The sequence below is a fragment of the Mesorhizobium sp. WSM4814 genome, from assembly GCF_055811595.1.
This window is the reverse complement of sequence record NZ_JBVVQT010000015.1, coordinates 93643-116065: the sequence shown is the minus strand read 5'-3', so window position 1 is coordinate 116065 and position 22423 is coordinate 93643. Positions and strand designations below refer to the sequence as shown.

General features: G+C 61.4%; 24 protein-coding genes and 1 tRNA gene. 13 read left to right on the top strand and 12 right to left on the bottom strand.

What is annotated here, in order from left to right:
* Window positions 1–10: 10 nt before the first annotated feature.
* The 4 genes from cdd to AC0L2V_RS21630 form a co-directional block, all read right to left on the bottom strand.
* Window positions 11–403, bottom strand: coding sequence for a cytidine deaminase (gene cdd, locus AC0L2V_RS21645; RefSeq protein ID WP_473521143.1), 393 nt, complete (start codon window positions 401–403; stop codon window positions 11–13).
* Between the two features lie 78 nt (window positions 404–481).
* Entirely contained in the window at window positions 482–1453 is a 972-nt protein-coding gene (locus AC0L2V_RS21640) for an ABC transporter permease (protein ID WP_473521142.1), read from the bottom strand.
* Window position 1454: 1 nt separating this feature from the next.
* Window positions 1455–2594, bottom strand: a complete 1140-nt coding sequence (locus tag AC0L2V_RS21635; RefSeq protein WP_027153023.1) for an ABC transporter permease — start codon at window positions 2592–2594, stop codon at window positions 1455–1457.
* On the bottom strand, window positions 2591–4123 hold the full coding sequence (locus tag AC0L2V_RS21630; RefSeq protein ID WP_473521141.1) for an ABC transporter ATP-binding protein: 1533 nt from the start codon (window positions 4121–4123) through the stop codon (window positions 2591–2593). The genes AC0L2V_RS21635 and AC0L2V_RS21630 overlap by 4 nt, the downstream gene beginning before the upstream one ends.
* Before the next feature lie 158 nt (window positions 4124–4281).
* Here AC0L2V_RS21630 and AC0L2V_RS21625 point away from each other — a divergent pair, with 158 nt between their 5' ends.
* The gene (locus AC0L2V_RS21625) at window positions 4282–4491 is read left to right on the top strand and encodes a SlyX family protein (RefSeq protein ID WP_473521140.1); all 210 of its coding nucleotides are present in this window, start codon (window positions 4282–4284) and stop codon (window positions 4489–4491) included.
* A gap of 292 nt (window positions 4492–4783) precedes the next feature.
* Here the strand turns inward: AC0L2V_RS21625 and AC0L2V_RS21620 are convergent, their stop codons facing one another.
* The 3 genes from AC0L2V_RS21620 to AC0L2V_RS21610 all read right to left on the bottom strand — a co-directional run bounded on the left by AC0L2V_RS21620 (window position 4784) and on the right by AC0L2V_RS21610 (window position 7018).
* Window positions 4784–5773, bottom strand: coding sequence for a BMP family lipoprotein (locus tag AC0L2V_RS21620; protein WP_236375727.1), 990 nt, complete (start codon window positions 5771–5773; stop codon window positions 4784–4786).
* Between the two features lie 186 nt (window positions 5774–5959).
* Complete coding sequence (gene msrA, locus AC0L2V_RS21615; RefSeq protein ID WP_023797495.1) at window positions 5960–6622, bottom strand: peptide-methionine (S)-S-oxide reductase MsrA; 663 nt, start codon at window positions 6620–6622, stop codon at window positions 5960–5962.
* Window positions 6623–6700: 78 nt separating this feature from the next.
* Window positions 6701–7018, bottom strand: a complete 318-nt coding sequence (locus AC0L2V_RS21610) for a hypothetical protein (protein WP_473517571.1) — start codon at window positions 7016–7018, stop codon at window positions 6701–6703.
* Between the two features lie 363 nt (window positions 7019–7381).
* On the opposite strand from AC0L2V_RS21610, the gene AC0L2V_RS21605 reads away from it, so the two are divergent.
* Window positions 7382–7471 (top strand) — tRNA-Ser (locus AC0L2V_RS21605).
* 2066 nt (window positions 7472–9537) lie between these two features.
* Here AC0L2V_RS21605 and AC0L2V_RS21600 read toward each other — a convergent pair.
* The 3 genes from AC0L2V_RS21600 to AC0L2V_RS21590 form a co-directional block, all read right to left on the bottom strand.
* On the bottom strand, window positions 9538–9894 hold the full coding sequence (locus AC0L2V_RS21600) for a hypothetical protein (RefSeq protein ID WP_473521139.1): 357 nt from the start codon (window positions 9892–9894) through the stop codon (window positions 9538–9540).
* Window positions 9895–10424: 530 nt separating this feature from the next.
* Window positions 10425–11141, bottom strand: a complete 717-nt coding sequence (locus AC0L2V_RS21595; protein ID WP_473521138.1) for a hypothetical protein — start codon at window positions 11139–11141, stop codon at window positions 10425–10427.
* Between the two features lie 346 nt (window positions 11142–11487).
* A complete protein-coding gene (locus tag AC0L2V_RS21590; protein ID WP_473494308.1) occupies window positions 11488–12384 on the bottom strand; it encodes an ATP-dependent DNA ligase in 897 nt (298 codons plus the stop codon).
* A gap of 71 nt (window positions 12385–12455) precedes the next feature.
* Between AC0L2V_RS21590 and AC0L2V_RS21585 the strand changes: the two genes are divergently transcribed.
* Window positions 12456–12644, top strand: coding sequence for a DUF3606 domain-containing protein (locus AC0L2V_RS21585; protein ID WP_254021160.1), 189 nt, complete (start codon window positions 12456–12458; stop codon window positions 12642–12644).
* A 61-nt stretch (window positions 12645–12705) separates the two neighbouring features.
* On the opposite strand, the gene AC0L2V_RS21580 is transcribed toward AC0L2V_RS21585, so the two are convergent.
* Together AC0L2V_RS21580 and AC0L2V_RS21575 are read right to left on the bottom strand one after the other, a co-directional pair.
* A complete protein-coding gene (locus tag AC0L2V_RS21580) occupies window positions 12706–13113 on the bottom strand; it encodes a hypothetical protein (protein WP_473521137.1) in 408 nt (135 codons plus the stop codon).
* Between the two features lie 227 nt (window positions 13114–13340).
* A complete protein-coding gene (locus AC0L2V_RS21575; RefSeq protein WP_473521136.1) occupies window positions 13341–14231 on the bottom strand; it encodes a LysR family transcriptional regulator in 891 nt (296 codons plus the stop codon).
* Window positions 14232–14370: 139 nt separating this feature from the next.
* On the opposite strand from AC0L2V_RS21575, the gene AC0L2V_RS21570 reads away from it, so the two are divergent.
* The 10 genes from AC0L2V_RS21570 (at window position 14371) to kdpB (ending at window position 22416) form a co-directional block, all read left to right on the top strand.
* Window positions 14371–15096, top strand: coding sequence for an SDR family oxidoreductase (locus AC0L2V_RS21570; protein WP_091595695.1), 726 nt, complete (start codon window positions 14371–14373; stop codon window positions 15094–15096).
* 85 nt (window positions 15097–15181) lie between these two features.
* Window positions 15182–15454 (top strand): Atu4866 domain-containing protein, encoded by a 273-nt coding sequence (locus tag AC0L2V_RS21565; RefSeq protein ID WP_473521161.1) that lies wholly within the window; start codon window positions 15182–15184, stop codon window positions 15452–15454.
* Between the two features lie 86 nt (window positions 15455–15540).
* Window positions 15541–16302, top strand: coding sequence for an NYN domain-containing protein (locus AC0L2V_RS21560; protein ID WP_473521135.1), 762 nt, complete (start codon window positions 15541–15543; stop codon window positions 16300–16302).
* Between the two features lie 132 nt (window positions 16303–16434).
* Window positions 16435–16665, top strand: a complete 231-nt coding sequence (locus AC0L2V_RS21555) for a hypothetical protein (RefSeq protein ID WP_027153036.1) — start codon at window positions 16435–16437, stop codon at window positions 16663–16665.
* A 156-nt stretch (window positions 16666–16821) separates the two neighbouring features.
* Complete coding sequence (locus AC0L2V_RS21550) at window positions 16822–17082, top strand: DUF982 domain-containing protein (protein ID WP_023797483.1); 261 nt, start codon at window positions 16822–16824, stop codon at window positions 17080–17082.
* A 282-nt stretch (window positions 17083–17364) separates the two neighbouring features.
* Window positions 17365–17553: a DUF3606 domain-containing protein gene (locus tag AC0L2V_RS21545; protein WP_023797481.1), complete on the top strand. Its 189-nt coding sequence runs from the start codon at window positions 17365–17367 to the stop codon at window positions 17551–17553.
* On the top strand, window positions 17553–17735 hold the full coding sequence (locus tag AC0L2V_RS21540) for a hypothetical protein (RefSeq protein ID WP_036262205.1): 183 nt from the start codon (window positions 17553–17555) through the stop codon (window positions 17733–17735). Before AC0L2V_RS21545 ends, AC0L2V_RS21540 begins: the two co-directional genes overlap by 1 nt.
* Before the next feature lie 515 nt (window positions 17736–18250).
* Window positions 18251–18340 carry a K(+)-transporting ATPase subunit F gene (locus AC0L2V_RS21535; RefSeq protein ID WP_023797479.1) on the top strand — a complete coding sequence of 30 codons (90 nt, stop codon included), beginning with the start codon at window positions 18251–18253 and terminating at the stop codon, window positions 18338–18340.
* Window positions 18341–18373: 33 nt separating this feature from the next.
* Window positions 18374–20077, top strand: a complete 1704-nt coding sequence (gene kdpA, locus AC0L2V_RS21530) for a potassium-transporting ATPase subunit KdpA (protein WP_473521134.1) — start codon at window positions 18374–18376, stop codon at window positions 20075–20077.
* A gap of 245 nt (window positions 20078–20322) precedes the next feature.
* Window positions 20323–22416, top strand: coding sequence for a potassium-transporting ATPase subunit KdpB (gene kdpB, locus AC0L2V_RS21525; protein ID WP_473521133.1), 2094 nt, complete (start codon window positions 20323–20325; stop codon window positions 22414–22416).
* Window positions 22417–22423: the final 7 nt, after the last annotated feature.

Here is a 22423-nt window from a genome sequence, read left to right as displayed (position 1 = left end):
ACCAAGCTCTTCATTTCAACATATCGCCCTGAAAGCCGTAGGGCAGCATCTCGCCCATGGTCACGGTTTCGACCACACCGGCATTGTCGCAAAGATAGAGTTTGGTGTCCGGCCGGCAGAATTCGGCCAGCCGCTGCCGGCAGCCGCCGCAGGGCGAGCATTTAGCCATGCGCTTTGCGATGACAGCGATCTCCGTTACCCTGCCGCCGCCGGCCATGATGAAGTGGCCGAGCGCGGTGGTTTCGGCGCACCAACCTTCCGGATAGGACGCGACCTCGACGTTGGCGCCGGTAAAGACGCGGCCCTCCTCGGTGCGCAGTGCCGCCCCGACCGGGAATTTCGAATAGGGCGCATAGGCCTTGGCCATGGCGGCCTTGGCCGCTTCGAACAGATCATGCGACATTGTTTTTCCATTGCATGATCTTGTCCGAAAACCGGCTTCCACTTTTCGCTGACGCTGACCTGCGGTTCGAAATCACGCTTAGCGTTCCTTGACATAGGGCACGCCGCCGGCGCGCGGCGGAATTGCCTTGCCGATGAAGCCGGCGAGCAGGATGACGGTGAGGACATAGGGCAGCGCCTGCATGAGCTGCACCGGCACCTTGCCGATCAGCGGCAGCGGCGTGCCCTGCAGGCGGATCGACAGCGCGTCGAGGAAGCCGAACAACAGGCAGGCGAACATGGCGTTGACCGGCTTCCACTTGGCGAAGATCAGCGCGGCCAGGGCGATGTAGCCCTTGCCGGCAGTCATGTCCTTGACGAAGCCGCCATTCTGCACCATCGACAGATAGGCGCCGGCAATACCGGTGAGCACGCCGGTGCAGATCAGCGCCCGGTAGCGCAGCCAGGCGACCGAGATACCGGCGGTGTCGACCGCGGCCGGGTTCTCGCCGACCGCGCGCATGCGCAAGCCGAAACGGGTGCGGAACAGCACCCACCAGGTGAACGGCACGGCGAGGAACGCGACATAGACCAGCACGGAATGGCCGGAGATCAGTTCCGAATATATCGGTCCGAGGATCGGCACGCCCCTGAGCGCGTCCGCGCCGGGCCAGACGATCGCCCCGAACCGCTCGTCCGATGCCAGAGCCGGCGTACGTCCACCTTGCTGGAACCAGGCCTGGCCGAGCATGATCGTTGATCCGGCGGCGATGAAATTGATCGCCACGCCGGAGACGATCTGGTTGCCGCGATGGGTGATCGAGGCAAAGCCGTGGACCAGCGCAAAAGCGACCGAGATGAGGATGGCCATGCCGAGGCCAATATAGGCGGAATGGAAGACGGAGGCGGAGGCGGCACCGGCGAAGGCGCCGACCAGCATCTTGCCCTCAAGCCCGATGTCAAAAATGCCGGCCCGCTCCGAATAGAGACCGGCGAGGCATGCGAGCAGCAACGGCACCGACAGGCGGATGGTCGAGTCCAGAACCTGGATGATGGCGTTGAACAGATCCATCTCAGGCACCCTTCCCCTTGATCGCTTCGATGCCGACAGATCTCGGGCTGAGCGAGGCGAACAGCGCCTGGACATAGGGCCGGAACATATGCTCGAGCGCGCCGGCGAACAGGATGACCAGGCCCTGGATGATGACGATCATGTCGCGGCTGATCGCCGGCATTTCGAAGGCGAGCTCGGCGCCGCCCTGGTAGAGCATGCCGAACAATATTGCGGCGAGCACGATGCCGACCGGGTGCAGGCGCCCCATCAGCGCTACTGCGATGCCGACGAAACCGGCGCCCGAAACGAATTCGAGCGCGACATTGTGCTGGTCGCCCATCGTCGGGTTGAGCGCCATCATGCCGGCCAGTGCGCCAGAAATCATCATGGCGACGATGATGATGCGGGTTTCCGAAATGCCGGCATAGCGCGCCGCTTTCGCGCTGTGGCCGTAGGTGCGCATCTCGTAACCGAGCCTGGTGCGCCAGATCAGCACCCAGACCAGAAACGCCATGGCCAGCGCCAGCAGGAAGCTGATGTTGAACGGCGCCGAGCGGATCTTGGCGCCGAACAATTCGATGACCCAGTTGAGCTTCGGCAGTTGCGCGCCGTCGAGGAAGGTGCGTGTCTGCGGCGCCATCGAATTGGCCGGCTTCAAGAATCCGACCAGCGCGTAGACCATGACGCTGGCGGCGATGAAATTGAACATGATGGTGGTGATGACGATGTGCGAGCCGCGCCTGGCCTGCAGATAGGCCGGGATCAGTGCCCACAGCGCCCCCATCGCCGCAGCGGCAATGATCGCCAGCGGAAAGGTGAGCCACCATGGCAGCACGCTGTCGAAGGCGAGGCAAACGATGCCGATGCCGAGACCGGCGATATAGCCCTGGCCCTCGCCACCGATGTTGAACAGGCCGCAATGCGCCGCAACCGCCACCGACAGCCCGCTGAAGATGAAGGTGGTGGCGTAGAACAGCGTGAACGCAATGCCTTGCCCACGGCCGAAAGCGCCCTCGACCAGGACGGCGGCAGCGCGGAACGGATTTTCGCCGACCAGAAGCACGACGAGGCCGGCGACGACGAAGGCAACGGCGAGATTGATCACCGGGATCAGCCCGTAATCCGCCCAGGCCGGCAGCTTGGCGTAAGGCGTGCTCATTCCGCCGCCTCCCGGTGCTCGACGCCGGCCATCAGCAGTCCAAGCTCGCCTTCGCTCGCCTCGGGGCCGCGCTCGCCGACGATGCGGCCGGCAAACATCACCAGGATGCGGTCGGAGAGCGAACGGATCTCGTCGAGCTCGACGGACACCACCAGCACCGCCTTGCCCTGGTCGCGCATGGCGATGAGCCGCTTGTGGATGAATTCGATGGCGCCGACATCGACGCCGCGCGTCGGCTGGCCGACGATCAGCACGCCCGGGTCCTGTTCCATTTCCCGCGCCAGCACGATCTTCTGCTGGTTGCCGCCGGAGAAATTCGCGGTCTTGAGCCGGCAGTCTGCCGGGCGGATGTCGTATTTGCTGATCTTGTCCCTCGCGTCGTCGCGGATCGCGTCGATGTCGAGGAACGGTCCCTTCAGGTATCGCGGATCGTCGTGATAGCCGAGGATCGAATTCTCGTTCTCCTCGAAGGCCAGCACCAGCCCGACATGATGACGGTCTTCCGGGACATGGGCGAGGCCGCGGTCGCGCAGTTCGCCGGGATCGGCGGCCCCGGTCAGATCAATCGGCCTGCCGTCGAGCATGACGGAGCCCGAGACGGCGCGCCTGATGCCGGAAATCGCCTCGAGCATTTCGGATTGCCCGTTGCCGGCGACGCCGGCGATGCCAACGATCTCGCCGGCGCGCACATCGAAGGAGACGTCGTCGACCATGGTGACGCCACGCGAATCCTTCACCGTCAGGTTCTTCACGGCGAGCTTGACCCCGCCGGCTTCCGCCTCGCCCTTCTCGACCCTGAGCAGCACGCGGCGCCCGACCATCAGCTCGGCCAGTTCCCCGACCGTGGTCTTCGTGGTCTGCCTGGTCGCCACCATCGTGCCCTGGCGCATGACCGAGACCGTGTCGGTGATCGCCATGATCTCACGCAGCTTGTGGGTGATCAGCACGATCGTTTTGCCCTGCTCCTTCAACTGCCTGAGGATGCGGAACAGATGGTCGGCTTCTGCGGGCGTCAGCACGCCCGTCGGCTCGTCGAGAATCAGGATCTCGGCGCCGCGATACAGCGCCTTGAGGATTTCGACACGCTGCTGCAGTCCGACCGGCAACTCCTCGATGATCGCATCGGGATCGACCTCGAGCCCATATTCGCGCTCGAGCCGTTCCAGTTCGGACCGCGCCTTGGCGATGCTCTTCTTCAGCAGCGCATCGCTTTCGGCGCCGAGAATGACGTTTTCCAGCACCGTGAAATTGTCGACCAGCATGAAATGCTGATGCACCATGCCGATGCCGAGCGCGATGGCGTCGTTGGGCGTTTTGATCGACGCCGGCTGGCCGCCGACGCGGATCTCGCCGCTGTCAGCCTGATAGAACCCGTAAAGAATTGACATCAGCGTCGACTTGCCGGCGCCGTTCTCGCCGACAATGCCGTGGATGGTGCCGCGCGCGATCTCCAGATTGATATCGCGATTGGCGCGGACGGCGCCAAAACTCTTGTTGATGCCGACCAGCTCGATTGCGGCTTGCGCCATGCGGCCTGTCCCATTTTTTATCGCTTGGTCAAAACGCCTAGCATGACGCCCCGCCTGTGCCAATTGCCGGAGCAGCGTTCACTCTCGACAAATCCCCGCGCGCTTGTCAATTTCGAAGGTGGCCGCAGCCTGCACAATCGCCTGATCGAGGATTTGACATGACCATGCCCGACGACCAGCTGACGACGCTGGAAATCCGCGCCGCCGAGCAGGAGAAGACCATCGAGGAACTGTCCGGCCAGATCGCCGAGCAGTGGAAGGTGATCGAGCGCATGCAGCGCAAACTCGATGCGCTGGCCGACCGCTTCCTGGCGCTGGAGGAACAGGCCGCGCCCGACGTGCCGGTGACCAAGCCGCCGCACTGGTGAGCTTGCTGATAAGCAAGAAACCGCCGGGTTTTCACCGGCGGCTTCGAGCGGATCGGCAAGGTCGCGATCAATAGCTGGGCTACGCTGTGGAAAGCCGACGCTTTCGCTCTACGATGTACCCCCACCCCTAACCCCTCCCCACAGGGGGGAGGGAGACTTCCGTTGGGCGCTGACCTCGGCAAATTGGCTCGCGGCAGCGTTCCCTCCCCCTTGTGGGGAGGGTTAGGGTGGGGGTCCTCTTCGCAAGAATCCGGTCCACCTTCGCAAGACACCAAATGCGATTGCCCTGCGATCAATAAGGGCAGGAATTGTCCGACATGTAATCATGCACCTTGACGGTACCGGCGATGATGTCGGCCTTGGCCTTTTCAACCGCCGCCTTCATCGCGTCGTCGACAAGCGCCTTGTTGTTGTCGTCCATGGCGTAGTCGACACCGCCCTCCTTGAGGCCGAGATCGTTGATGCCGCCGGTGAACTTGTCGTTCTTGGCGTCCATGAAGGTGTTGTAGACGGCAACATCGACGCGCTTGACCATCGAGGTCAGCACCTTGCCGGGCTGCAGTCCATTCTGGTTGGAATCGACGCCGATGCCGAGCTTGCCGCCGTCGGCCGCTGCCTGCAGCACGCCAACGCCGGTTCCGCCTGCCGCTGCGTAGATCACGTCGGCGCCCTGGTCGATCTGCGTCTTGGCGATCTCGCCGCCCTTGGCCGGATCGTTCCAGGCTGCCGGCGTGTCGCCGGTCATGTTCTGGATAACATCGGTCGCGCCGGCCGCCTTGGCGCCACCGACATAACCGCAGCCGAATCGGCGGATCAGCGGAATGTCCATGCCGCCGATGAAGCCGACCTTTTTGGTCTTCGAGGCCATCGCCGCCATCACGCCGACGAGATAGGAGCCTTCCTGCTCCTTGTAGACGACGGAGCGGACGTTGGGCTTGTCGACGACCATGTCGATGATGGCGAATTTGGTCTCGGGAAACTCGACGGCGATCTTCTCCAGCGCATCTGCCCAGGAGAAGCCCGCCATTGCGATTGGATTGCGGCCATCCTCGGCGAAACGGCGCAGCGCCTGCTCGCGCTGGGTGGCGTTCGAAACCTCGAATTCCACATAGGCGATGCCGGTTTCGGCCTTGAACTTTTCGGCGCCGTTGTAGGACGCTTCGTTGAACGACTTGTCGAACTTGCCGCCGAGATCGTAGAGAAGTGCTGGCTGGATGTCCGCGGCGAAGGCCGGAAGAACCATCGCAGTTGCGGCCAGGAGGCCGAGAACGATACGTTTCATGTGATCCACACCCTGTCGGTTATTTTTCCGTTATGCACCGCCTGCCTGCCCGGTTTTCCGGCAGGCATGCGACATCAGACAGGAGTGTCTTCCTCCCGCTTCGGGCCAATCTGGCACGGCCCGAAGCAAAATTCACGCGGAATTTTGACCTGTTGGAAAAGCCGGGATCATCGTCCCACCAAGGCCTCAGGCGGAGACGGCAGCCGGGATGGCGCAGGTGACGCCGGTGCCCTGCAGATTGCAATAGCCGTAGGGATTCTTCGCCAGATATTGCTGGTGGTCTTCCTCGGCGAAGTAGAATTCCGGTGCCGGCGCGATCTCGGTGGTGATCTTGCCGCGCCCGGCGCCGCGCAGCGAGGCCTCGTAGGCGTCGCGCGAGGCGATCGCCGCCTGGTATTGCGCATCGCCGAAGGTGTAGATCGCCGAGCGGTAGGTGGTGCCGACATCGTTGCCCTGGCGCATGCCTTGCGTCGGATCGTGGCTTTCCCAGAACAGCTTCAGAAGCTGTGCATAGGACACGATTTTTGGGTCGTAGACGACCAGCACGACTTCGGCATGGCCGGTCAAACCGGTGCAGGTTTCCTGGTAGGTCGGATTGGGGGTGACGCCACCGGCATAGCCGACGGCCGTGACCCATACGCCCTCGACCTGCCAGAACATGCGTTCCGCGCCCCAGAAGCAGCCCAGCCCGAACATCGCCTTCTCCAGCCCGTCGGGATAGGGGCCCTTCAGCGGCCGCTTCGAGACAAAGTGATTGGATGCCGTCGGGATAGGATTGGCGCGACCCGGCAGCGCCTCGGCAGGTTTCGGCAGGTTGAGCTTCTTGTTCAGCATGTCGCTAAGAAACATGTGCAGTTTCCTTTCCTTTTTGGTTGTGGACGCCTTGGTTGGGGACGCCAGAAGATCCTTAACAACAAATTATCAAGTCTAGGCGAACCGCCCGGTTGCCCGCTCCCGCCTGTAGCCGATCATGTAGAGAATGAAGGCAAGCCCCGCGAACACCGCGAAGCCGGGCTGGTTGAGCACCCAGGCGATGGCGCCGTCCCACAGCAGCGGACCAAGCCTGTCGCGGACGAAGCTTTCGAAGGCGCTTCGCGTATCCGGCGAGACGGCGAGCCAGCTGGTGTTGAGCGGGGTCATGACCAGGGCGGAGGCCGCCACCGAGCGCGTCGCGTCGACCACCGCCATGATGACCGAAACCGAAAGCGCAACCATTGCGGCAAGACGGAAGACGAAGCGGAACATCCTACCTCCCCGCAAGCTTTTCAGAAATATCTGTATCGGCCTGATAAATAGGATCTGCGCGCTTTATCCGCAATGCGACACGCGAAGTTGAACCGACGCCGCCGGTTCGCGTCGGAGAGGCGTCGGTCGGCTAGGAACAGAGCAACTCTATCCGACAAAGCGAATAGAGCGTCTTGGCATTCGGCACCGGATCGACTAGATGAGCCCCGCGCCCTGTTGCTTTGACGGCTCAGGAGCGGGGGAAAGGGTGTCCGCTGGTTGACGGCACCCACGGTGCGGCGTTTCGCACCGGAATTTCCCGAGGGAGACGGCATCTCCCCAACCCGCGCGCGGCGAAACCGGCCGCGGTGAAAATGCCAGGACGGAGAGGTGGCCGAGTGGTTGAAGGCGCACGCCTGGAAAGTGTGTTTACGGGAGACCGTAACGCGGGTTCGAATCCCGCTCTCTCCGCCATATGCCATTGATTTACTTGCGCAAATGGTTTTTCCTTTCTTCTTGCGTACGAATTTGGGTACGACATGAAGTTGCAGAAATTCAGGCCGAGATGGACATATGTTGCTTCGTTAGCGCGCACGAAGCTGCCCCAATTTGCGAGCCTGGTGCCGGTCCTTGGGTACGCTGTGCTTTGGGGCGACTCGTTTCAGGCGTTTGTGATGGAATTTTCCAAGCTCGGCCCATCTCTGTGGTTTTAGGCGGGGCGCGACCCGTATGCAGAAGACCCGCCGCTACATTTGCGAAGCGACGGGCCTCCACCCCACCCCATATCTTACCAGGCAAGTACGGTGCCAGACTTATTGACCCATTGCGGGGCGTAAGGGGTGACAGCCTGGCTCTGTGATTGTGGCCCCGTGCGTAAACCAGTGCGTGCCGGACTCGGCCGGCTTGAGTTCATTCCGCCAATGATGGCCCTGCTCCGCAATTTCAAAATGACCCACTACCGCAGCTTCTGGGCTCTCGCCCGGAATGGCGTCATTCTCTCTTCGGGGAGAGCGGGCGTGGGCAAAGGCCTCCGCAGGGCGGGTGGCGCGGCTTCGCAAAGCGCACATGATTTCGTCACGAGAGATGCCGATGTCGCCAAGGACGCCATCGGGTAAACGGCTCAACTGGTCCGTTGCCGATAACAGAGCCCTTCGCTCGGCGTGCGTGCCCATACGGCGGGCGGTGGCTGGCCCCGGGCCACGCATATAATAAAGCTCCGGCCGGTAGCGCCGCGCGGCGAATTTGCGAAACGCCGCAGCAAGTTTTGTGACGGGAGCCAAGAATTTCATGACCGTTCCCTTTCCCTTCGCCGGCTTGAACACGAGCCGGCGGGCCTGGATGTTGCAAACAAGGATATGCCAGTCGAACCAGGCTCGGCTGTGGGAATTCCCACACCGGGGAAAACATTGGAAAAATCCGCTCCCAGTTTTGCTTTCCGGAAAGCGGGGCCTGCGGCCATCAAATTTCCTTGGATAGGGAGTAAGATGAAGTACACCTGATTGAACAAGAGGCTGTTGTGACAGGCTCTCCGGCCTTCATCTCAAGTCTTTGCGATGCCGACCTCGCCGCGCTGACCAAACGGTGGCACGAGCGCAGCTATCGACACAACGAGCTAATCATTTCCCACGGCGACACTGGTCATGCATTGACTCGCAAAACCGCGATTTCAATTAGCATGCGCTTAATTAGTTCCAATTTTAACGAATCGTTGACCGCGCTGTCCCAGAATAGGACGGCGCGGTCAAACCCCAACCCGGGATTGCGCAGGCGGCTCCGGCAATCCAGCTCCCCCGCCTCACTGTCGGAGCCGCTTCCACACTCCTCTAGAATTACCAGCAACGGTTGAATCAACTGTTACCGCACTTGCTTTCCAGTGCGCTTTCCCAGTCGTTAAACTTTGATGGATCAGGGCTCTCGCCTTCACGGTTTGACGCTGAGACACCCATCAGCAGCGGTGTGGCTTCTAGCCGCAAGCAATTGCTTGAAGCAGTTCCCGACACCACATGATGTTCCATAGCCAGCCAAGCGAGATGAACTCGCCCGACGCAGTCGCTGCCCTCCACGGTGGAAACCAGACTATTGGATCATGGCGATGACGTGCGGCCAACCTTTAGGAACCAGAAAGACATCATGCCTGAAAATACCAGACTGCCAACGAGTGACGTCCCCCTCATCAAGCTGGGCAGTTGTCAATGCCGCTTCCCGGTTCGCGAAGATCGGTCAGTGCCCGGCGGTCACCGCTTTTGTGCTGGGCCAACTTCGCCTGACCGCGTGTACTGCGATCACCACCACAGCATCGTGACCGCCGTCGAGCCTCGTCGAGCCCGTTCGGGTTTCCACCTCGCTCAACGACGCGCCGCGTAGGTAGATACCGGGCGGCTGCACCTCGTACCGGTCTCAAGGGCTCGATGTGATGCTCTCCCACGTGTACGGGCACCCACATCGTCGGGCCGAGCAGTCCAAGAGAGCCGCAGAACCATCCGCTTTCCATTGAACTCGCTGGAGCCATCGAATTGCGGTGGCTGCCGGTGACAACGGTATCAGCCACGCATCATCGAGTGCAGGATGGCCTGCATGTGCTCTTCCAGGTCAAGTTCGCCCCGTGCCTCAGTGGCTAACAGGTACTCGGCCTTGGCTCGGCGGTCGCCTCGACTGATCGCAGGATAGGAGCAGATGGCCAGCAATGCTTCCTCTTCAATCCGGTCTGCCCTCTTGCGGTCGTGGCTGCTGCTGTCCACTCGACGAACAACCCTGTGGAGCGCGACATAGGCCGCCTCATGGGCTCCAATCAGCGCCTGCAATTCGCGCGAGGCACCTTCCCCTTCAGCAAACGTCGGTTCAACGACCGAGGCTACGGCGGTGAACGCAAGAAGTGTACGGCGGGTGATTTCGGGCATGCCTCATATCCTTGCAGTCTGATCATGCAGGAACACCATAGCACCGAAACAACAGTTCGGAGAGGCGCTATGGAATGGGGCAGCGTTGTCTGCTGACAAAATGTATCCGTTCCCGCAGTTGCTTGCCTCGCCTACTGCTGGCCGGTTGGGCCCGTCCTGTCGCCGTTTGGATTTGGTGCCGGAGCCTCGCGCACGTCTCGTGGCGGCGGGTCCACATGTTCAGGCTCCGGCGACGCTTCCTTGTCGGGACGACGCACAGGTGTCTTCTTCGGGGCGGGCTTCGGTGGCGGGTCTTTGATTTTGTTTGGCATATCCAGTTAACCGGATCGCCAAGCTCTGGTTCCGGTGTGCCCATCAAAAGGCCCCGCCACCGTGAGGCAGCGGGCAACGGGTTGCGGGAACAGAAGAAGACAAAAAGGTGCACGTCACCGTAGAAAACCTTCGAGTCCCGGCGGCGGCTGAAAGGAACGTCGGGCACGGCTCAAATCAGCTGCTTCAGCCGGGAAGGCAGCAAGGTCGTTCGAGGAAGCTTACCTAAGAAAATCCGGCAGCGTTATCTTGTGTCCATTCCGGTCGAATTCCGAAGCAAAGCTGTAGGACCTCGAGAACTCGAAGCTGACCTTGTCGTACAGGCCGGGTTTGTTGGAATAATCCTGCAACTCTTTAAACAGGATTTTCTGATCGAAAGGCCAAGCCAATCCTTCGGCCACGCTGCGCACCTCGCCGCAACCGACCTCGATGTCGACGACAGTCTTTCGCGATTGGACGCCCCCCAGAAAATGAAGCTGTTTATGACGGTCGGCGCGTTTGGTGTGCCCGTAGCTGTTCAGCTTGAAAACCTCCACAAGGTACTTGACCTCTTTATCGGCAATCTTTCTATTCCCTCGGTAGTATATTTTGGTATGCCTTACCCGCTGGATCAAATATTCCCTCTTGCACTGCGGTGCCGAGATTGAATTGTAGAATATCAGGTAGTGTACTGCTCTGTTGGCTCCAGATTCCTTCCGAAATCCTTTCGCATAGTAATCATCCAGGAATTGGTCTATCTCGACGCCAGCTTTCGCTGCGAGCGCCTTTTCCTCACGGTACACCTTGTTTTTGCTGTAGGTTTTTGGATCGTCCAAGGCTCCCGACTGCCTGATGTCGCCTTCCATCCCTCGGCGCAATGTGACCTGCTCCAGGATGATCTCCGATGCCGATAAAGGTACTGAAAAGAGCACAATGCCCAGGGACAACAGATACTTCATACTTCACGCACCTCTGGGATAGCATGAGCCACGGCAGACAGTTGAACCGGTGCATTGCGGCCAATTCGCGTTGCCGCCCAGCCGGGCATGTCCGTAGCGGGCTCAATCGTCGCATACTACAGCGGTGGGCACGCCCATTGCCGAGCGCCCCACACAGATCCGACGAGCCCAATCAAGGCAAGGGGCATACGGCTCCTGCTTCGGCTGATTGATGGCGAAGCGCTGGTGCGGCCAAGGATGAAGGTTTGGGCAGCCAGTCGTTGGCCAGCCGCGTGACCAGGTCACGACGTAGTTCTGGCTGCGGCGCCGAAGCGCCCGTCGCTCAAAAGGGGGCAGACAAAGCGCACTAGCTCTCGTCACCGAAACCCAGCAGCGACGCATTGCGTATGTGGCTGTGGTCGCCGCGAAGATGCCTGATGCGCAGCTTCACCCCGGGCCTGAGCCATTGTGTCCCCGGCCGTTTCTTCATGGCCTCTGGCGGCGGCCCGGCGTGCTCCCGAACCCGCTTGAACAGCCGCTCCTTCATGTCGCGGCCGAGGCTGATCAGGGCGGAACCGACATATTTCCCGGTGCCGGGCTGTGCCAAAAGGGCGAAGGCTGCCTCGCCGGGCTGGCGCTCGACGCCCAGCAGTTCGAATTCATCGACCGTGAAGCTCTTGGTCGTCAGCCAGTTCGAGGTCAGGCCGCTGCGATATTTGCTGTCGGCGCGCTTCGAGACAATTCCCTCAAGCTCGACCTCCTCGACGAGGTGGAAGAGCGACCGCGCGTCACCTGGCAGGGCCTCGCTGAACCGAATCCGGCTGTGCGGCTTGATGATACCGCTGAGAATTTCGCGGCGCGCCTTGCAGCCGACGTCGCGCAGATCATGGCCGTTCAGGTGCAGAATGTCGAATGCGCACAGGTACATGCCGTAGGGATTGTCGTGGACGGCGTTCTGGAGCGCGTTGAAGTCGGGCATGCCGGCCTTGTCGGTGACGACCGCCTCGCCGTCGATGATGGCGTTCTTGACCTCAAGCTCACCCGCGGCTTCCACGATCCCCAGATATTGACGCGTCCAGTCCTTACCGGTTTCGGTATAGACGCGGATATCCTCGGGGCCGTTGATAATGATCTGGGCGCGGTAGCCATCCAGCTTGATCTCATGAATCCAGTTGTCACCCTCGGGCGGCATGGCCACCAGCTTGGGCTCCATCGGGGGAATGAACTCTAGCCGGCCGGTGCCGGCATCTGCCCGCCTGCGCATGGAACCCAGTCTAGGTCATCGGCGTATATTAGCCATAGTGAATATGATAAAATTCTAAAAGGACGTGCGATATGGCAGACGACAAAAGCAAACGCGACTTTCGCGACCGCAACAAGATATCGGCGGACGATGATTATGAGGTGAACTTTTTCGCTCTGCAGAACAACATCACGCCGGAGCAGGTGCGCGAGCTGATCCGCAAGCACGGCAACGATCGGGCAACCCTGACCGCTGCCGCGAAGGCATTGCCGGCACAATGATGACCAAACTCTCAGAGGTGCCGCGAGCCTTTTTGTTGGCTCAGCAATATCCTGACATCGTTTAGCGTGGAACCGCAGGCATTCCCGAGACTGAGCGCGCCGTTTCGGCGGAGAAAACCACGAAGGCAAAGATGAGCACGCTGGCAGCGACGATCATCGAGCCGGTGGCGACGATCGGCTCAAGCGCCGGATTTCCGTGCAGCATCAAGTAGAGGGCCGGCAACATCACCACCAGGCCAAAATTATAGACGCCATAATGGACCATTGCGATAGTGCGGGCGGCTTTTGTCGGGTTCAGGGCGTAGTACCCACCGAATATTGCACTTGTTACCCATCCCAGGAGATTGATGTGTGCGTGAGCCGGGTAGGCGCCGTGATTGCCTGAAATTGCCATTTGCAGGCCGGCTGCAATTCCCAGAGTAAGAAAGACGATCGCTGTCTTGAAAAAGAGTTCCGAGATTTTCGGCATGTCATGTCCTCCCAAGCCGTTGCAGGCGGCCCGGCAGCCTGTTGGGGGTGACCGGCTGGCCACCGGGCCTAACCGGCTTGCGCCGGCTGATGAAAACATGCGCTCACACTAATATAAATGCAACATCGAGATACCGGGTGCGCACAGCGGAGTTTGACGATCTGGACTCCCGTCCCAAAGCGGGCGGCCGGAAAGCGATTTCGGTTCAATCGTCCGCGTGGAAAACGCTAGCCAGGACGCCGCAGGTATTCGACAAGCGCGCGCAGCTTCGGCGCGACGTTGCGACGGCTCGGATAATAAAGGTAGAAGCCGGCAAAGCGCGGGCAAAAATCCTCGAGAACCGGCACCAGTTCGCCCCGAGCGATCCACGGGCGAAAGCTTTCCTCCATGCCGAAAGTGATGCCGGCTCCGGCAATGGCGAGCTTTATCATCAACGCCATGTCGTTGGTCGTGATCGCCGGCGCGACCGCGACGCTGAACTCCTTGCCGTCCTCGGCGAATTCCCAGCGATAGGGCGCGACCTTCGGGGCGCGACGCCAGCCAATGCAGCGATGGCCCGCGAGTTCCTGCGGATGCGACGGCTCGCCAAACCGATCACGATAGGCCGGCGCGCAGGCGGCCAGCTGCCGCTCGTCACCGGCGACAGGCACCGCGATCATGTCCTGCTCGATCACCTCGCCGAGCCTGACGCCGGCATCGTATCCCTCGGCGACGATATCGAATTCCTCGTCCGTCACCGTGATGTCCATCCGGACCTCCGGATTGGCTTCGGCAAAGGTCGCCAGGAACGGCCCTGAAAGAAAGCGCTCGGCGATCGACGAGACGGCGAGCCGCAACTGCCCGCGCGGACGCTCGCGCAGGTCCCCGGTGCTCTCCATTGCGGCGCGCATGTCGGCGATGGCGGGCGCTATCTCGGCGTAGAGGCGTTCGCCAGCCTCGGTCAGGCTGACGCTTCGCGTCGTGCGCTGGACGAGCGCGATACCGAGCGTCTCTTCCAGCCGCTTCATCGTCTGGCTGACCGCCGAGCGGGTGACGCCCATCCGGTCCGCAGCCGCGCGAAAGCTCCGCTCCTCGGCGACGAGGGCGAAGACGGCAAGCGCATTGAGATCCGGCTGCATTGGTTAGCTGTGCTTTCGACGCTGTGAACAAATGGTCGTCTTATCGCTACAGTGAAACAGATCCATCTTCGTGGCAACCGCTGCATCGCGGTTCGCAAGATCAACCAGACGGAGACCGAACATGTCCCTCAACCCAAACTTGTCCCCCAACAAAGTCGTGCTCATCACCGGGGCTTCGAGCGGCATTGGCGCCGCCATCGGCCGGGAGCTCGGTGCCGCAGGAGCAAAGGTCATGCTCGGTGCGCGCCGCACCGGTCGGCTGGACGCCCTCGCAGAAGAGATCAGGGCAAAGGGCGGGGAGGCACTGACACGCCGCCTGGACGTGACCGACCGCGCCGATGTCGCCGCCTTTGCCGAAGCGGCGCGCCAGGCCTGGGGGCGCGTCGATGTGATCGTCAACAATGCCGGCGTCATGCCGTTGTCGCTCATGGCCTCGATGAAGGTCGATGAATGGGACCGAATGGTCGACGTCAACATCAAGGGCGTGCTCTACGGCATCGCGGCGGTGCTGCCGCAGATGACGGCCCGAGGCTCCGGCCATGTCGTCAACATCGCCTCCATCGGCGCGCTTTCGGTATCGCCGACAGCCGCTGTCTATTGCGCAAGCAAATACGCGGTCCGCGCCATCTCCGATGGCTTGCGGCAGGAGCACGACAACATCCGCGTCACCTGCATTCATCCCGGCGTGGTCGAGAGCGAGCTTGCCGACACGATCACCGATCCGATCGCAGTGGAAGCGATGAAGACCTATCGCGCCATTGCGCTTCAGCCCGACGCGATCGGCCGTGCCGTGCGCTTTGCCATCGAACAGCCGGACGATGTCGACGTGAACGAGATCGTCATCCGGCCGACAGCCAGCAAGTAGTCCGATGAAACAGATTTCCATACTTGCCGCTGCCGTGCTTGTTGCCGGCGCGGCCGGCTTATCCGCACAGAAAGGCCTCGCCCGGATGAATATCGCGCAAAATACTGCTGCCGGACCTTCGGCAAGCCACCCCTATGTCGGCATGTGGGTCACGGCGGATGGCCATATCCGCCACAACTTGCTTCCAAATGGTCGCTATGACGAAGCGCGCGGGAACCGTGACAGCGCATACCAGGGGCGCTATGAGATCCGGGGAAATCACATCGACTACTGGGACGACACCGGCTTTACCGCTGACGGAACGTTCATCGACGGCGTGCTGCACCACGCCGGCATGATCTTGCATCGGGAGAAGTAGATGACGTTCGTATTTCGATAAAAAGGTTTCGCATGGCGCCGCTGCACCATATGTCTCTGGTGCGCAGCCAAAAACAGGGGCTCACCTTGCCAACCGAACCACGTTCTCCACGTCTTGCAGTGCTGATCGACGCGGACAATACCTCGGCCAAGATTGCCGACGGTTTGTTCGAGGAAATCGCGAAGATCGGCGAGGCAAGCGTCCGACGCATCTACGGCGATTTCTCCAGCACCCGCTCAAAGGCATGGGCGGATGTGCTGTCGAAGCATGCGATCATCCCGCAGCAGCAATTCGCCTACACCACCGGCAAGAACGCATCCGACATCACGCTCGTCATCGACGCCATGGACCTTCTCCACAGCGGGCGGTTCGAAGGCTTCTGCCTGGTGTCGTCCGACAGCGATTTCACCCGCCTTGCCGCTCGCATCAGGGAGCACGGGATCGACGTTTATGGGTTTGGCGAGCAGAAGACGCCGGAGAGTTTCCGGCAGGCTTGCCGCCGGTTCGTATACACCGAGAACCTGCTGCCGACTGCGCCAGCCAACGCGAACGATACCGCGCCAACGAAGTCCTTGCAGCCGCCCAGCGCCGCGACGCCGATCATCACCAGGGTCATTTCACAGATGGGAACCGAGGACGGCTGGGTGCCGCTCGGGATTGTCGGCAATCAGCTCGCCAATCTGGCATCGGACTTCGATCCCAGGACCTTCGGCTTTCGCAAGCTGAGCGATCTCGTGCGCAAGACCAATGCCTTTGAGATCGATCATCCCGAGGGCGGAGCGATGCGCATAAGGGTCAAGCCAGCTGCGAAGGGCAGAGAGAGATCGAGGTCGGCAGCATCGCGCTGAGCCCTGCAAAAAGCTAGCTGTCCCAGTCCGATTGGTGTCCGATCGGCCTCTGGTCGGACCACAATTTCGCTGGCGAAAACCACCATTCGGCGTATTATTCTCGTGGCAGAGAGTTCATGGCGGAGGAGGCCAATGGACATCGTTTCGAGAGCGCCTGTCGTTGACTTGCCGGCCCATGAACTCGTTTCATCTGCGCTTTCAAAATTCCGCGCCGGCGACACCATATCGACCAGAGCCGCAATAGATACCATCCGCCGGGCAGGCCCAGCTTGTACGGACAGCGACGACCAACTGGTCGAGCTTATCGTCATGACCGCAATTGGCAGGACCATGGGGATCGTGTTCGACCATCGGTGCCGCTGATGCACATCGCCCGGCCCGCGCACTGTCTAAAATGAGACTGGCGACATAAGCCACTCCGTAACCATGAATTGTGATCGGGATGGATCGCGCCATTCGCTGTCGGAACGAATAACTCCGCTGCGCCGTTGCTGTCCTTGGAGTCGAGGAGTGGCGGCAATGCGTGATGAACAGTTCGACGTTCCGGTGACGATCGAGAGCGAACGCACCGGACGCCGGCTTTCTGTGACGAGGACGGTCCAGGCGGCCTCGCTTCTGGTCGACAAATGGCCAAACGAAAAGCGCGGGCCGAAATATCGCGCGGCCTTGAAAGCCATGATGGATGCGATGGAGCAGCGGCGGGCGGTTGGGACTGCGCGGCGGGCATTCACGGCGGCAGCCAAGGAAGCCCATGTGTTTGTGCGCGAAGGGCGGCGTTAAAGCGCGTCACGTCGCATTGCTGTCGCTATGCATGTCGTTGTCCCAAAACCGCTGCGCACTTTTGGGCGACATGCATTAAGGAACCTCACGAAATCTCCGCCGTTATGCTTCACGTCCAAGAGACTGTTTCGAAAGTCGCTCCGGCGAGTCATATGGTGGTGGTTTCGAGAACCGGAGCGCAGCGGACGTTCGGGTCCGTGAGCACCGGAAGCGCAGAAAACGCCATCAGATGGCCGCCGGAGTAGACTTTCCAAACAGCCTCTAAGTGAGGAGAGAACTGCCATGCCAGACGACAAGACCAAGACCGACAACCGCGATCGCTCACAAGTAGCCGGCGACGAAGACTATGAGGTGAGGCATCTCGCCGAGGAAGCCGGCATCACTCCCGACCAGGCTCGCACGCTGATCAAGCGCCACGGCACCGACCGCAAGGTGCTGAACGAAATCGCCAAGAGCATAAAGGCATTGTGATGGCTGACAAACGGACCGCAATGGCCGATCGGAAGAAACGAGAACCGGACGACAAGGAGGCCCTGCGACTGGCCGAGACAACTGACGTTTCGCCCAACCAGGCGAAGGATCTGATGCGCAAGCACGGCAAGGACAGCGCCAAGGTCGAGAAGGAAGCCAAGAACTTCAAGGCCGAAGGCTGAGCAGCCGATTTGGCGGAGCGAGTCCGCCCTCGTTCCCGCATCAGCTTCGCACCCGCCAGCCATTCGCACGCTGGACGACAGCCCCATCCCATTCTTCGATGAACTCGGCTGGAAGCGCGTATGCGGACGACTATGCCGTGATCTATACGCGAAATCGCTGATTTTCGGCGGCTTCGCCCCGCCGCACGGCTTGTCTTTGAGCGCCGCGCTGAGAGCCGCGACGGCAAATCCTTTATAGGATTCTTATTTCTTTCCTCTTCGCCACGTCTCGAACCTTTATGGGGTTTGGATCCATATTCCGTCGGGAAGGAACACATCTCGGTCGCCATTATCATCGCGACAGAGTGTCTTCACATGACTTCAACGCTGCCCGGCTGCAGGCAAGCCAGTGCAAAAACGAAAATAAGGAACAGCTCCGATGGACATCATTGTTCTCGGGATAGGGTTTTTGTTTTTCGCCCTGTTCTTCGCCTTCGTCAAAGCCTGCGACAGTCTTTAGGCGGAAGGACCGCAACATGCTTGTCGACTATATCCTCGGTGGCGCTGTGACCCTGTTCCTTCTCGTCTACCTGACATACGCCCTCATTCGCCCAGAACGTTTCTAACGGCAACTGGCGCAGGCACGGAAGGCTATTTCAATGACTTTCAACGGATGGATGCAGATCCTCGTCTATTGCGGGATCCTCGTTTTGCTGGTGAAGCCGCTCGGCGGCTACATGGTTCGCGTTTTCAGCGGCGACCGCACGTTCCTTTCGCCGATTTTGGGTCCTGTCGAGCGCAGCCTTTATCGCATCTCGGGGACCAGCGAGCGTGAGGAGCAGCACTGGACCACCTATGCGGCGGCCGTGCTGTTCTTCAACCTCGCCGGCTTCCTGGTGCTCTACGCCCTGCAACGGCTGCAAGGCAGCCTGCCTTACAATCCGGCCGGCATGAGCTCTGTCGAACCCGGGCTCGCCTTCAACACCGCCGCCAGCTTCATGACCAACACCAACTGGCAGAACTACGGCGGTGAAAGCACGATGTCCTATCTCGTGCAGATGGCCGGCCTCACCGTGCAGAACTTCCTGTCCGCAGCGACCGGCATCGCCATCGCAATCGCGCTGATCCGCGGTTTCACCAAGGCCTCCGGCAAATCGATCGGCAATTTCTGGGTCGATATGACCCGGTGCACCCTTTACCTGCTGTTGCCGCTCTGCATGGTGCTGACGCTGGTCTATGTCTATCTCGGCATACCGCAGACGCTCAGCGCCTATCTCGACGCCACAACTTTGGAGGGCGCGCGGCAGACGATCGCGGTCGGGCCGGTTGCCTCGCAGATCGCCATCAAGATGCTCGGCACCAATGGTGGCGGCTTCTTCAACGCCAATGCCGCGCATCCCTTCGAAAACCCCGACGCGATCTCGAATCTGATCCAGATGGTTTCGATCTTCGCCATCGGTGCGGCGCTGACCAACGTCTTCGGCCGCATGAACGGCGACCAGCGCCAGGGTTGGGCGATCTTGACTGCAATGGGCGTCCTGTTCATCGCCGGCGTTGCCGTCTGCTACTGGGCGGAAGCATCAGGCAATCCGCTGGTGCATGCGCTGGGCATCGACGGCGGCAACATGGAAGGCAAGGAAACGCGCTTCGGCATCGCTTTGTCGGCGCTGTTTGCGGTGATCACCACCGCCGCGTCCTGCGGCGCCGTCAACGCCATGCATGACAGCTTCACAGCGCTTGGCGGCATGATCCCGATCATCAACATGCAGCTCGGCGAGGTCATTGTCGGCGGTGTCGGCGCCGGTCTCTACGGCATCCTGATGTACATCGTGATCGCCGTCTTCGTCGCCGGATTGATGGTCGGACGCACGCCCGAATACCTCGGCAAGAAGATCGAGGCCAAGGAGGTCAAGATGGCGATGCTCGCCATTCTCTGCCTGCCGCTGGCGATGCTGATCTTCACCGCCATCGCGGTGGTGCTGCCGACCAGCGTCGCTTCGATGGCCAATGCCGGCCCGCACGGCTTCTCCGAAGTTCTCTATGCCTACACCTCGGCTGCCGCCAACAACGGCTCGGCCTTTGGCGGCCTGACCGGCAACACGCCCTGGTACAACGTCACGCTTGCCATTGGCATGCTGATGGGCCGCTTCCTGGTCATCATCCCGGCTCTGGCGATCGCCGGCTCGCTGGTCGCCAAGAAGACGGTGCCCGCCTCCGCCGGCACCTTTCCGACCCACGGGCCGCTGTTCGTCGGGCTGCTGGTCGGCGTCATTCTGATCGTCGGCGGCCTCACCTTCTTCCCGGCGCTGGCAGTCGGACCGATCGTGGAGCACCTGGCCGGCATCCACGGGCAGACTTTCTGAACCGTCCCACCTTGGATCAATGTCATGTCCTGGCTCAAATCCATACGTCGCAAGATTCGGCATCGAGACGATCGGAAAGGGGCAACCCCGCCTCCTTTCCCGACCCCGCCGCCTTTTCCGACCTTGTCCACGTTCTTCGGCATTGCGGCAGTCATGATCGTGGTCTGGCTGCTTGCCTCCGGGCTGCCGCATCTGCTTTCGGCAGATGATCGACCGGTCAACAACACCGATACTGGAGCCACCAAATGAGCCAGTCCAAATCCGCTGTCATCATGGATGCCCGTATCCTGCTGCCCGCCGTCGACGGCGCCTTCAGGAAACTCAACCCGCGCACCTTGATGCGCAATCCGGTGATGTTCGTCGTCGCCGTCGTCTCGGCGCTCACCTCAGTCCTGTTCGTCAAGGATCTCGTCACCGGCGGCGGCGATCTCGGCTTCTCGCTGCAGATCATCATCTGGCTGTGGTTCACCGTGCTTTTCGCCAACTTCGCCGAAGCGGTCGCCGAAGGCCGAGGCAAGGCGCAGGCCGATTCGCTGCGCAAGGCTCGCACCGAGAGCCAGGCCAAGCTGTTGAGCGGCGACGACCGCACCAGGTTCAAGCTGGTGCCCGGCACCAGCCTGAAGGTCGGCGACGTGGTGCTCGTCGAGGCCGGCGACATCATTCCATCGGACGGCGAGGTGATCGAAGGCGTCGCTTCGGTCAACGAGGCGGCGATCACCGGCGAATCCGCTCCGGTTATCCGTGAATCCGGCGGCGACCGTTCGGCGGTGACCGGCGGCACGCAGGTTCTGTCCGACTGGATTCGCGTGCGCATCACCGCGGCCTCCGGCCATACGTTCCTCGACCGTATGATCTCGCTGGTCGAAGGCGCTGCGCGCCAGAAGACGCCCAACGAGATCGCGCTCAACATCCTGCTCGTCGGCATGACGCTGATCTTCGTGCTGGCGACGGCGACGATCCCGAGTTTCGCCTCCTATTCGGGCGGCACCATTTCGGTGACCGTCCTCGTCGCCCTGTTCGTCACCTTGATCCCGACGACGATCGGCGCGCTGCTTTCGGCCATCGGCATCGCCGGCATGGATCGCCTGGTGCGGTTCAACGTGCTGGCGATGTCGGGCCGCGCCGTCGAGGCGGCCGGTGACGTCGACACGCTGCTGCTCGACAAGACCGGCACGATCACGCTCGGCAATCGCCAGGCGACGGCATTCCGCCCGGTCAAGGGCGTCACCGAGCAGGAGTTGGCCGACGCGGCGCAGTTGGCCTCGCTTGCCGACGAAACGCCGGAAGGCCGCTCGATCGTCGTGCTGGCGAAGGAGAAATACGCCATCCGTGCCCGCGACATGGCAGCACTGAATGCCGCTTTCGTGCCCTTCACCGCGCAAACCCGCATGAGCGGCGTCGACATTGATGGCTCTTCGGTTCGCAAGGGCGCGGTCGATTCGGTGCTCGCGTTCGTCAATCAGTCGACGGTCGCTACGCATGGCACGCGCCCCGGCAGCGACACCGTCCGCGACCTCCAGGCGATCGCCGACGACGTCGCCAAATCCGGCGGCACGCCGCTTGCGGTCGAGCGCGACGGACGCCTGCTCGGCGTCGTCCATCTCAAGGACATCGTCAAGGGCGGCATCCGGGAACGCTTCGCCGAACTGCGCAAGATGGGTATCCGCACGGTGATGATCACCGGCGACAACCCGATGACGGCGGCGGCGATCGCGGCGGAGGCCGGCGTCGACGATTTCCTTGCCCAGGCGACGCCCGAGGACAAGCTGAAGCTCATCCGCGACGAACAGGCCAAGGGCAAGCTCGTCGCCATGTGCGGCGACGGCACCAATGATGCGCCGGCCCTTGCGCAGGCCGATGTCGGCGTCGCCATGAACACCGGCACCGTCGCCGCACGCGAAGCCGGCAATATGGTCGATCTCGACAGCGATCCGACCAAGCTGATCGAGATCGTGGAAATTGGCAAGGCGCTGCTGATGACGCGCGGCTCGCTGACGACCTTCTCGATCGCCAACGACGTGGCCAAGTATTTTGCCATCATCCCGGCCATATTCGCCGTCTTCTACATCGCGCCGGGGCAGACGTCAGGTCCGCTGCAGGCGCTCAACATCATGCATCTGGCGACGCCGCAGAGCGCTATTCTCTCGGCTATCATCTTCAACGCACTGATCATCGTCGCGCTGATCCCGCTGTCGCTGAGAGGCGTCAGATATCGCGCCGTCGGCGCCGGCGCGCTGCTCGGCCGCAACCTTCTTGTCTACGGCCTCGGCGGCCTCGTCGCCCCCTTCGTCGGCATCAAGGCGATCGACATGGCCATCACCGCGCTAGGCCTCGCATAGGGAATCA

Coding starts and splice junctions, on each gene's coding strand:
- cdd (WP_473521143.1), bottom strand. CDS start 403: ATGTCGCATGATCTGTTCGAAGCGGCCAAGGCCGCCATGGCCAAGGCC.
- AC0L2V_RS21640 (WP_473521142.1), bottom strand. CDS start 1,453: ATGGATCTGTTCAACGCCATCATCCAGGTTCTGGACTCGACCATCCGC.
- AC0L2V_RS21635 (WP_027153023.1), bottom strand. CDS start 2,594: ATGAGCACGCCTTACGCCAAGCTGCCGGCCTGGGCGGATTACGGGCTG.
- AC0L2V_RS21630 (WP_473521141.1), bottom strand. CDS start 4,123: ATGGCGCAAGCCGCAATCGAGCTGGTCGGCATCAACAAGAGTTTTGGC.
- AC0L2V_RS21625 (WP_473521140.1), top strand. CDS start 4,282: ATGACCATGCCCGACGACCAGCTGACGACGCTGGAAATCCGCGCCGCC.
- AC0L2V_RS21620 (WP_236375727.1), bottom strand. CDS start 5,773: ATGAAACGTATCGTTCTCGGCCTCCTGGCCGCAACTGCGATGGTTCTT.
- msrA (WP_023797495.1), bottom strand. CDS start 6,622: ATGTTTCTTAGCGACATGCTGAACAAGAAGCTCAACCTGCCGAAACCT.
- AC0L2V_RS21610 (WP_473517571.1), bottom strand. CDS start 7,018: ATGTTCCGCTTCGTCTTCCGTCTTGCCGCAATGGTTGCGCTTTCGGTT.
- AC0L2V_RS21600 (WP_473521139.1), bottom strand. CDS start 9,894: ATGCCCGAAATCACCCGCCGTACACTTCTTGCGTTCACCGCCGTAGCC.
- AC0L2V_RS21595 (WP_473521138.1), bottom strand. CDS start 11,141: ATGAAGTATCTGTTGTCCCTGGGCATTGTGCTCTTTTCAGTACCTTTA.
- AC0L2V_RS21590 (WP_473494308.1), bottom strand. CDS start 12,384: ATGCGCAGGCGGGCAGATGCCGGCACCGGCCGGCTAGAGTTCATTCCC.
- AC0L2V_RS21585 (WP_254021160.1), top strand. CDS start 12,456: ATGGCAGACGACAAAAGCAAACGCGACTTTCGCGACCGCAACAAGATA.
- AC0L2V_RS21580 (WP_473521137.1), bottom strand. CDS start 13,113: ATGCCGAAAATCTCGGAACTCTTTTTCAAGACAGCGATCGTCTTTCTT.
- AC0L2V_RS21575 (WP_473521136.1), bottom strand. CDS start 14,231: ATGCAGCCGGATCTCAATGCGCTTGCCGTCTTCGCCCTCGTCGCCGAG.
- AC0L2V_RS21565 (WP_473521161.1), top strand. CDS start 15,182: ATGAATATCGCGCAAAATACTGCTGCCGGACCTTCGGCAAGCCACCCC.
- AC0L2V_RS21555 (WP_027153036.1), top strand. CDS start 16,435: ATGGACATCGTTTCGAGAGCGCCTGTCGTTGACTTGCCGGCCCATGAA.
- AC0L2V_RS21550 (WP_023797483.1), top strand. CDS start 16,822: ATGCGTGATGAACAGTTCGACGTTCCGGTGACGATCGAGAGCGAACGC.
- AC0L2V_RS21545 (WP_023797481.1), top strand. CDS start 17,365: ATGCCAGACGACAAGACCAAGACCGACAACCGCGATCGCTCACAAGTA.
- AC0L2V_RS21540 (WP_036262205.1), top strand. CDS start 17,553: ATGGCTGACAAACGGACCGCAATGGCCGATCGGAAGAAACGAGAACCG.
- AC0L2V_RS21535 (WP_023797479.1), top strand. CDS start 18,251: ATGCTTGTCGACTATATCCTCGGTGGCGCTGTGACCCTGTTCCTTCTC.
- kdpA (WP_473521134.1), top strand. CDS start 18,374: ATGACTTTCAACGGATGGATGCAGATCCTCGTCTATTGCGGGATCCTC.
- kdpB (WP_473521133.1), top strand. CDS start 20,323: ATGAGCCAGTCCAAATCCGCTGTCATCATGGATGCCCGTATCCTGCTG.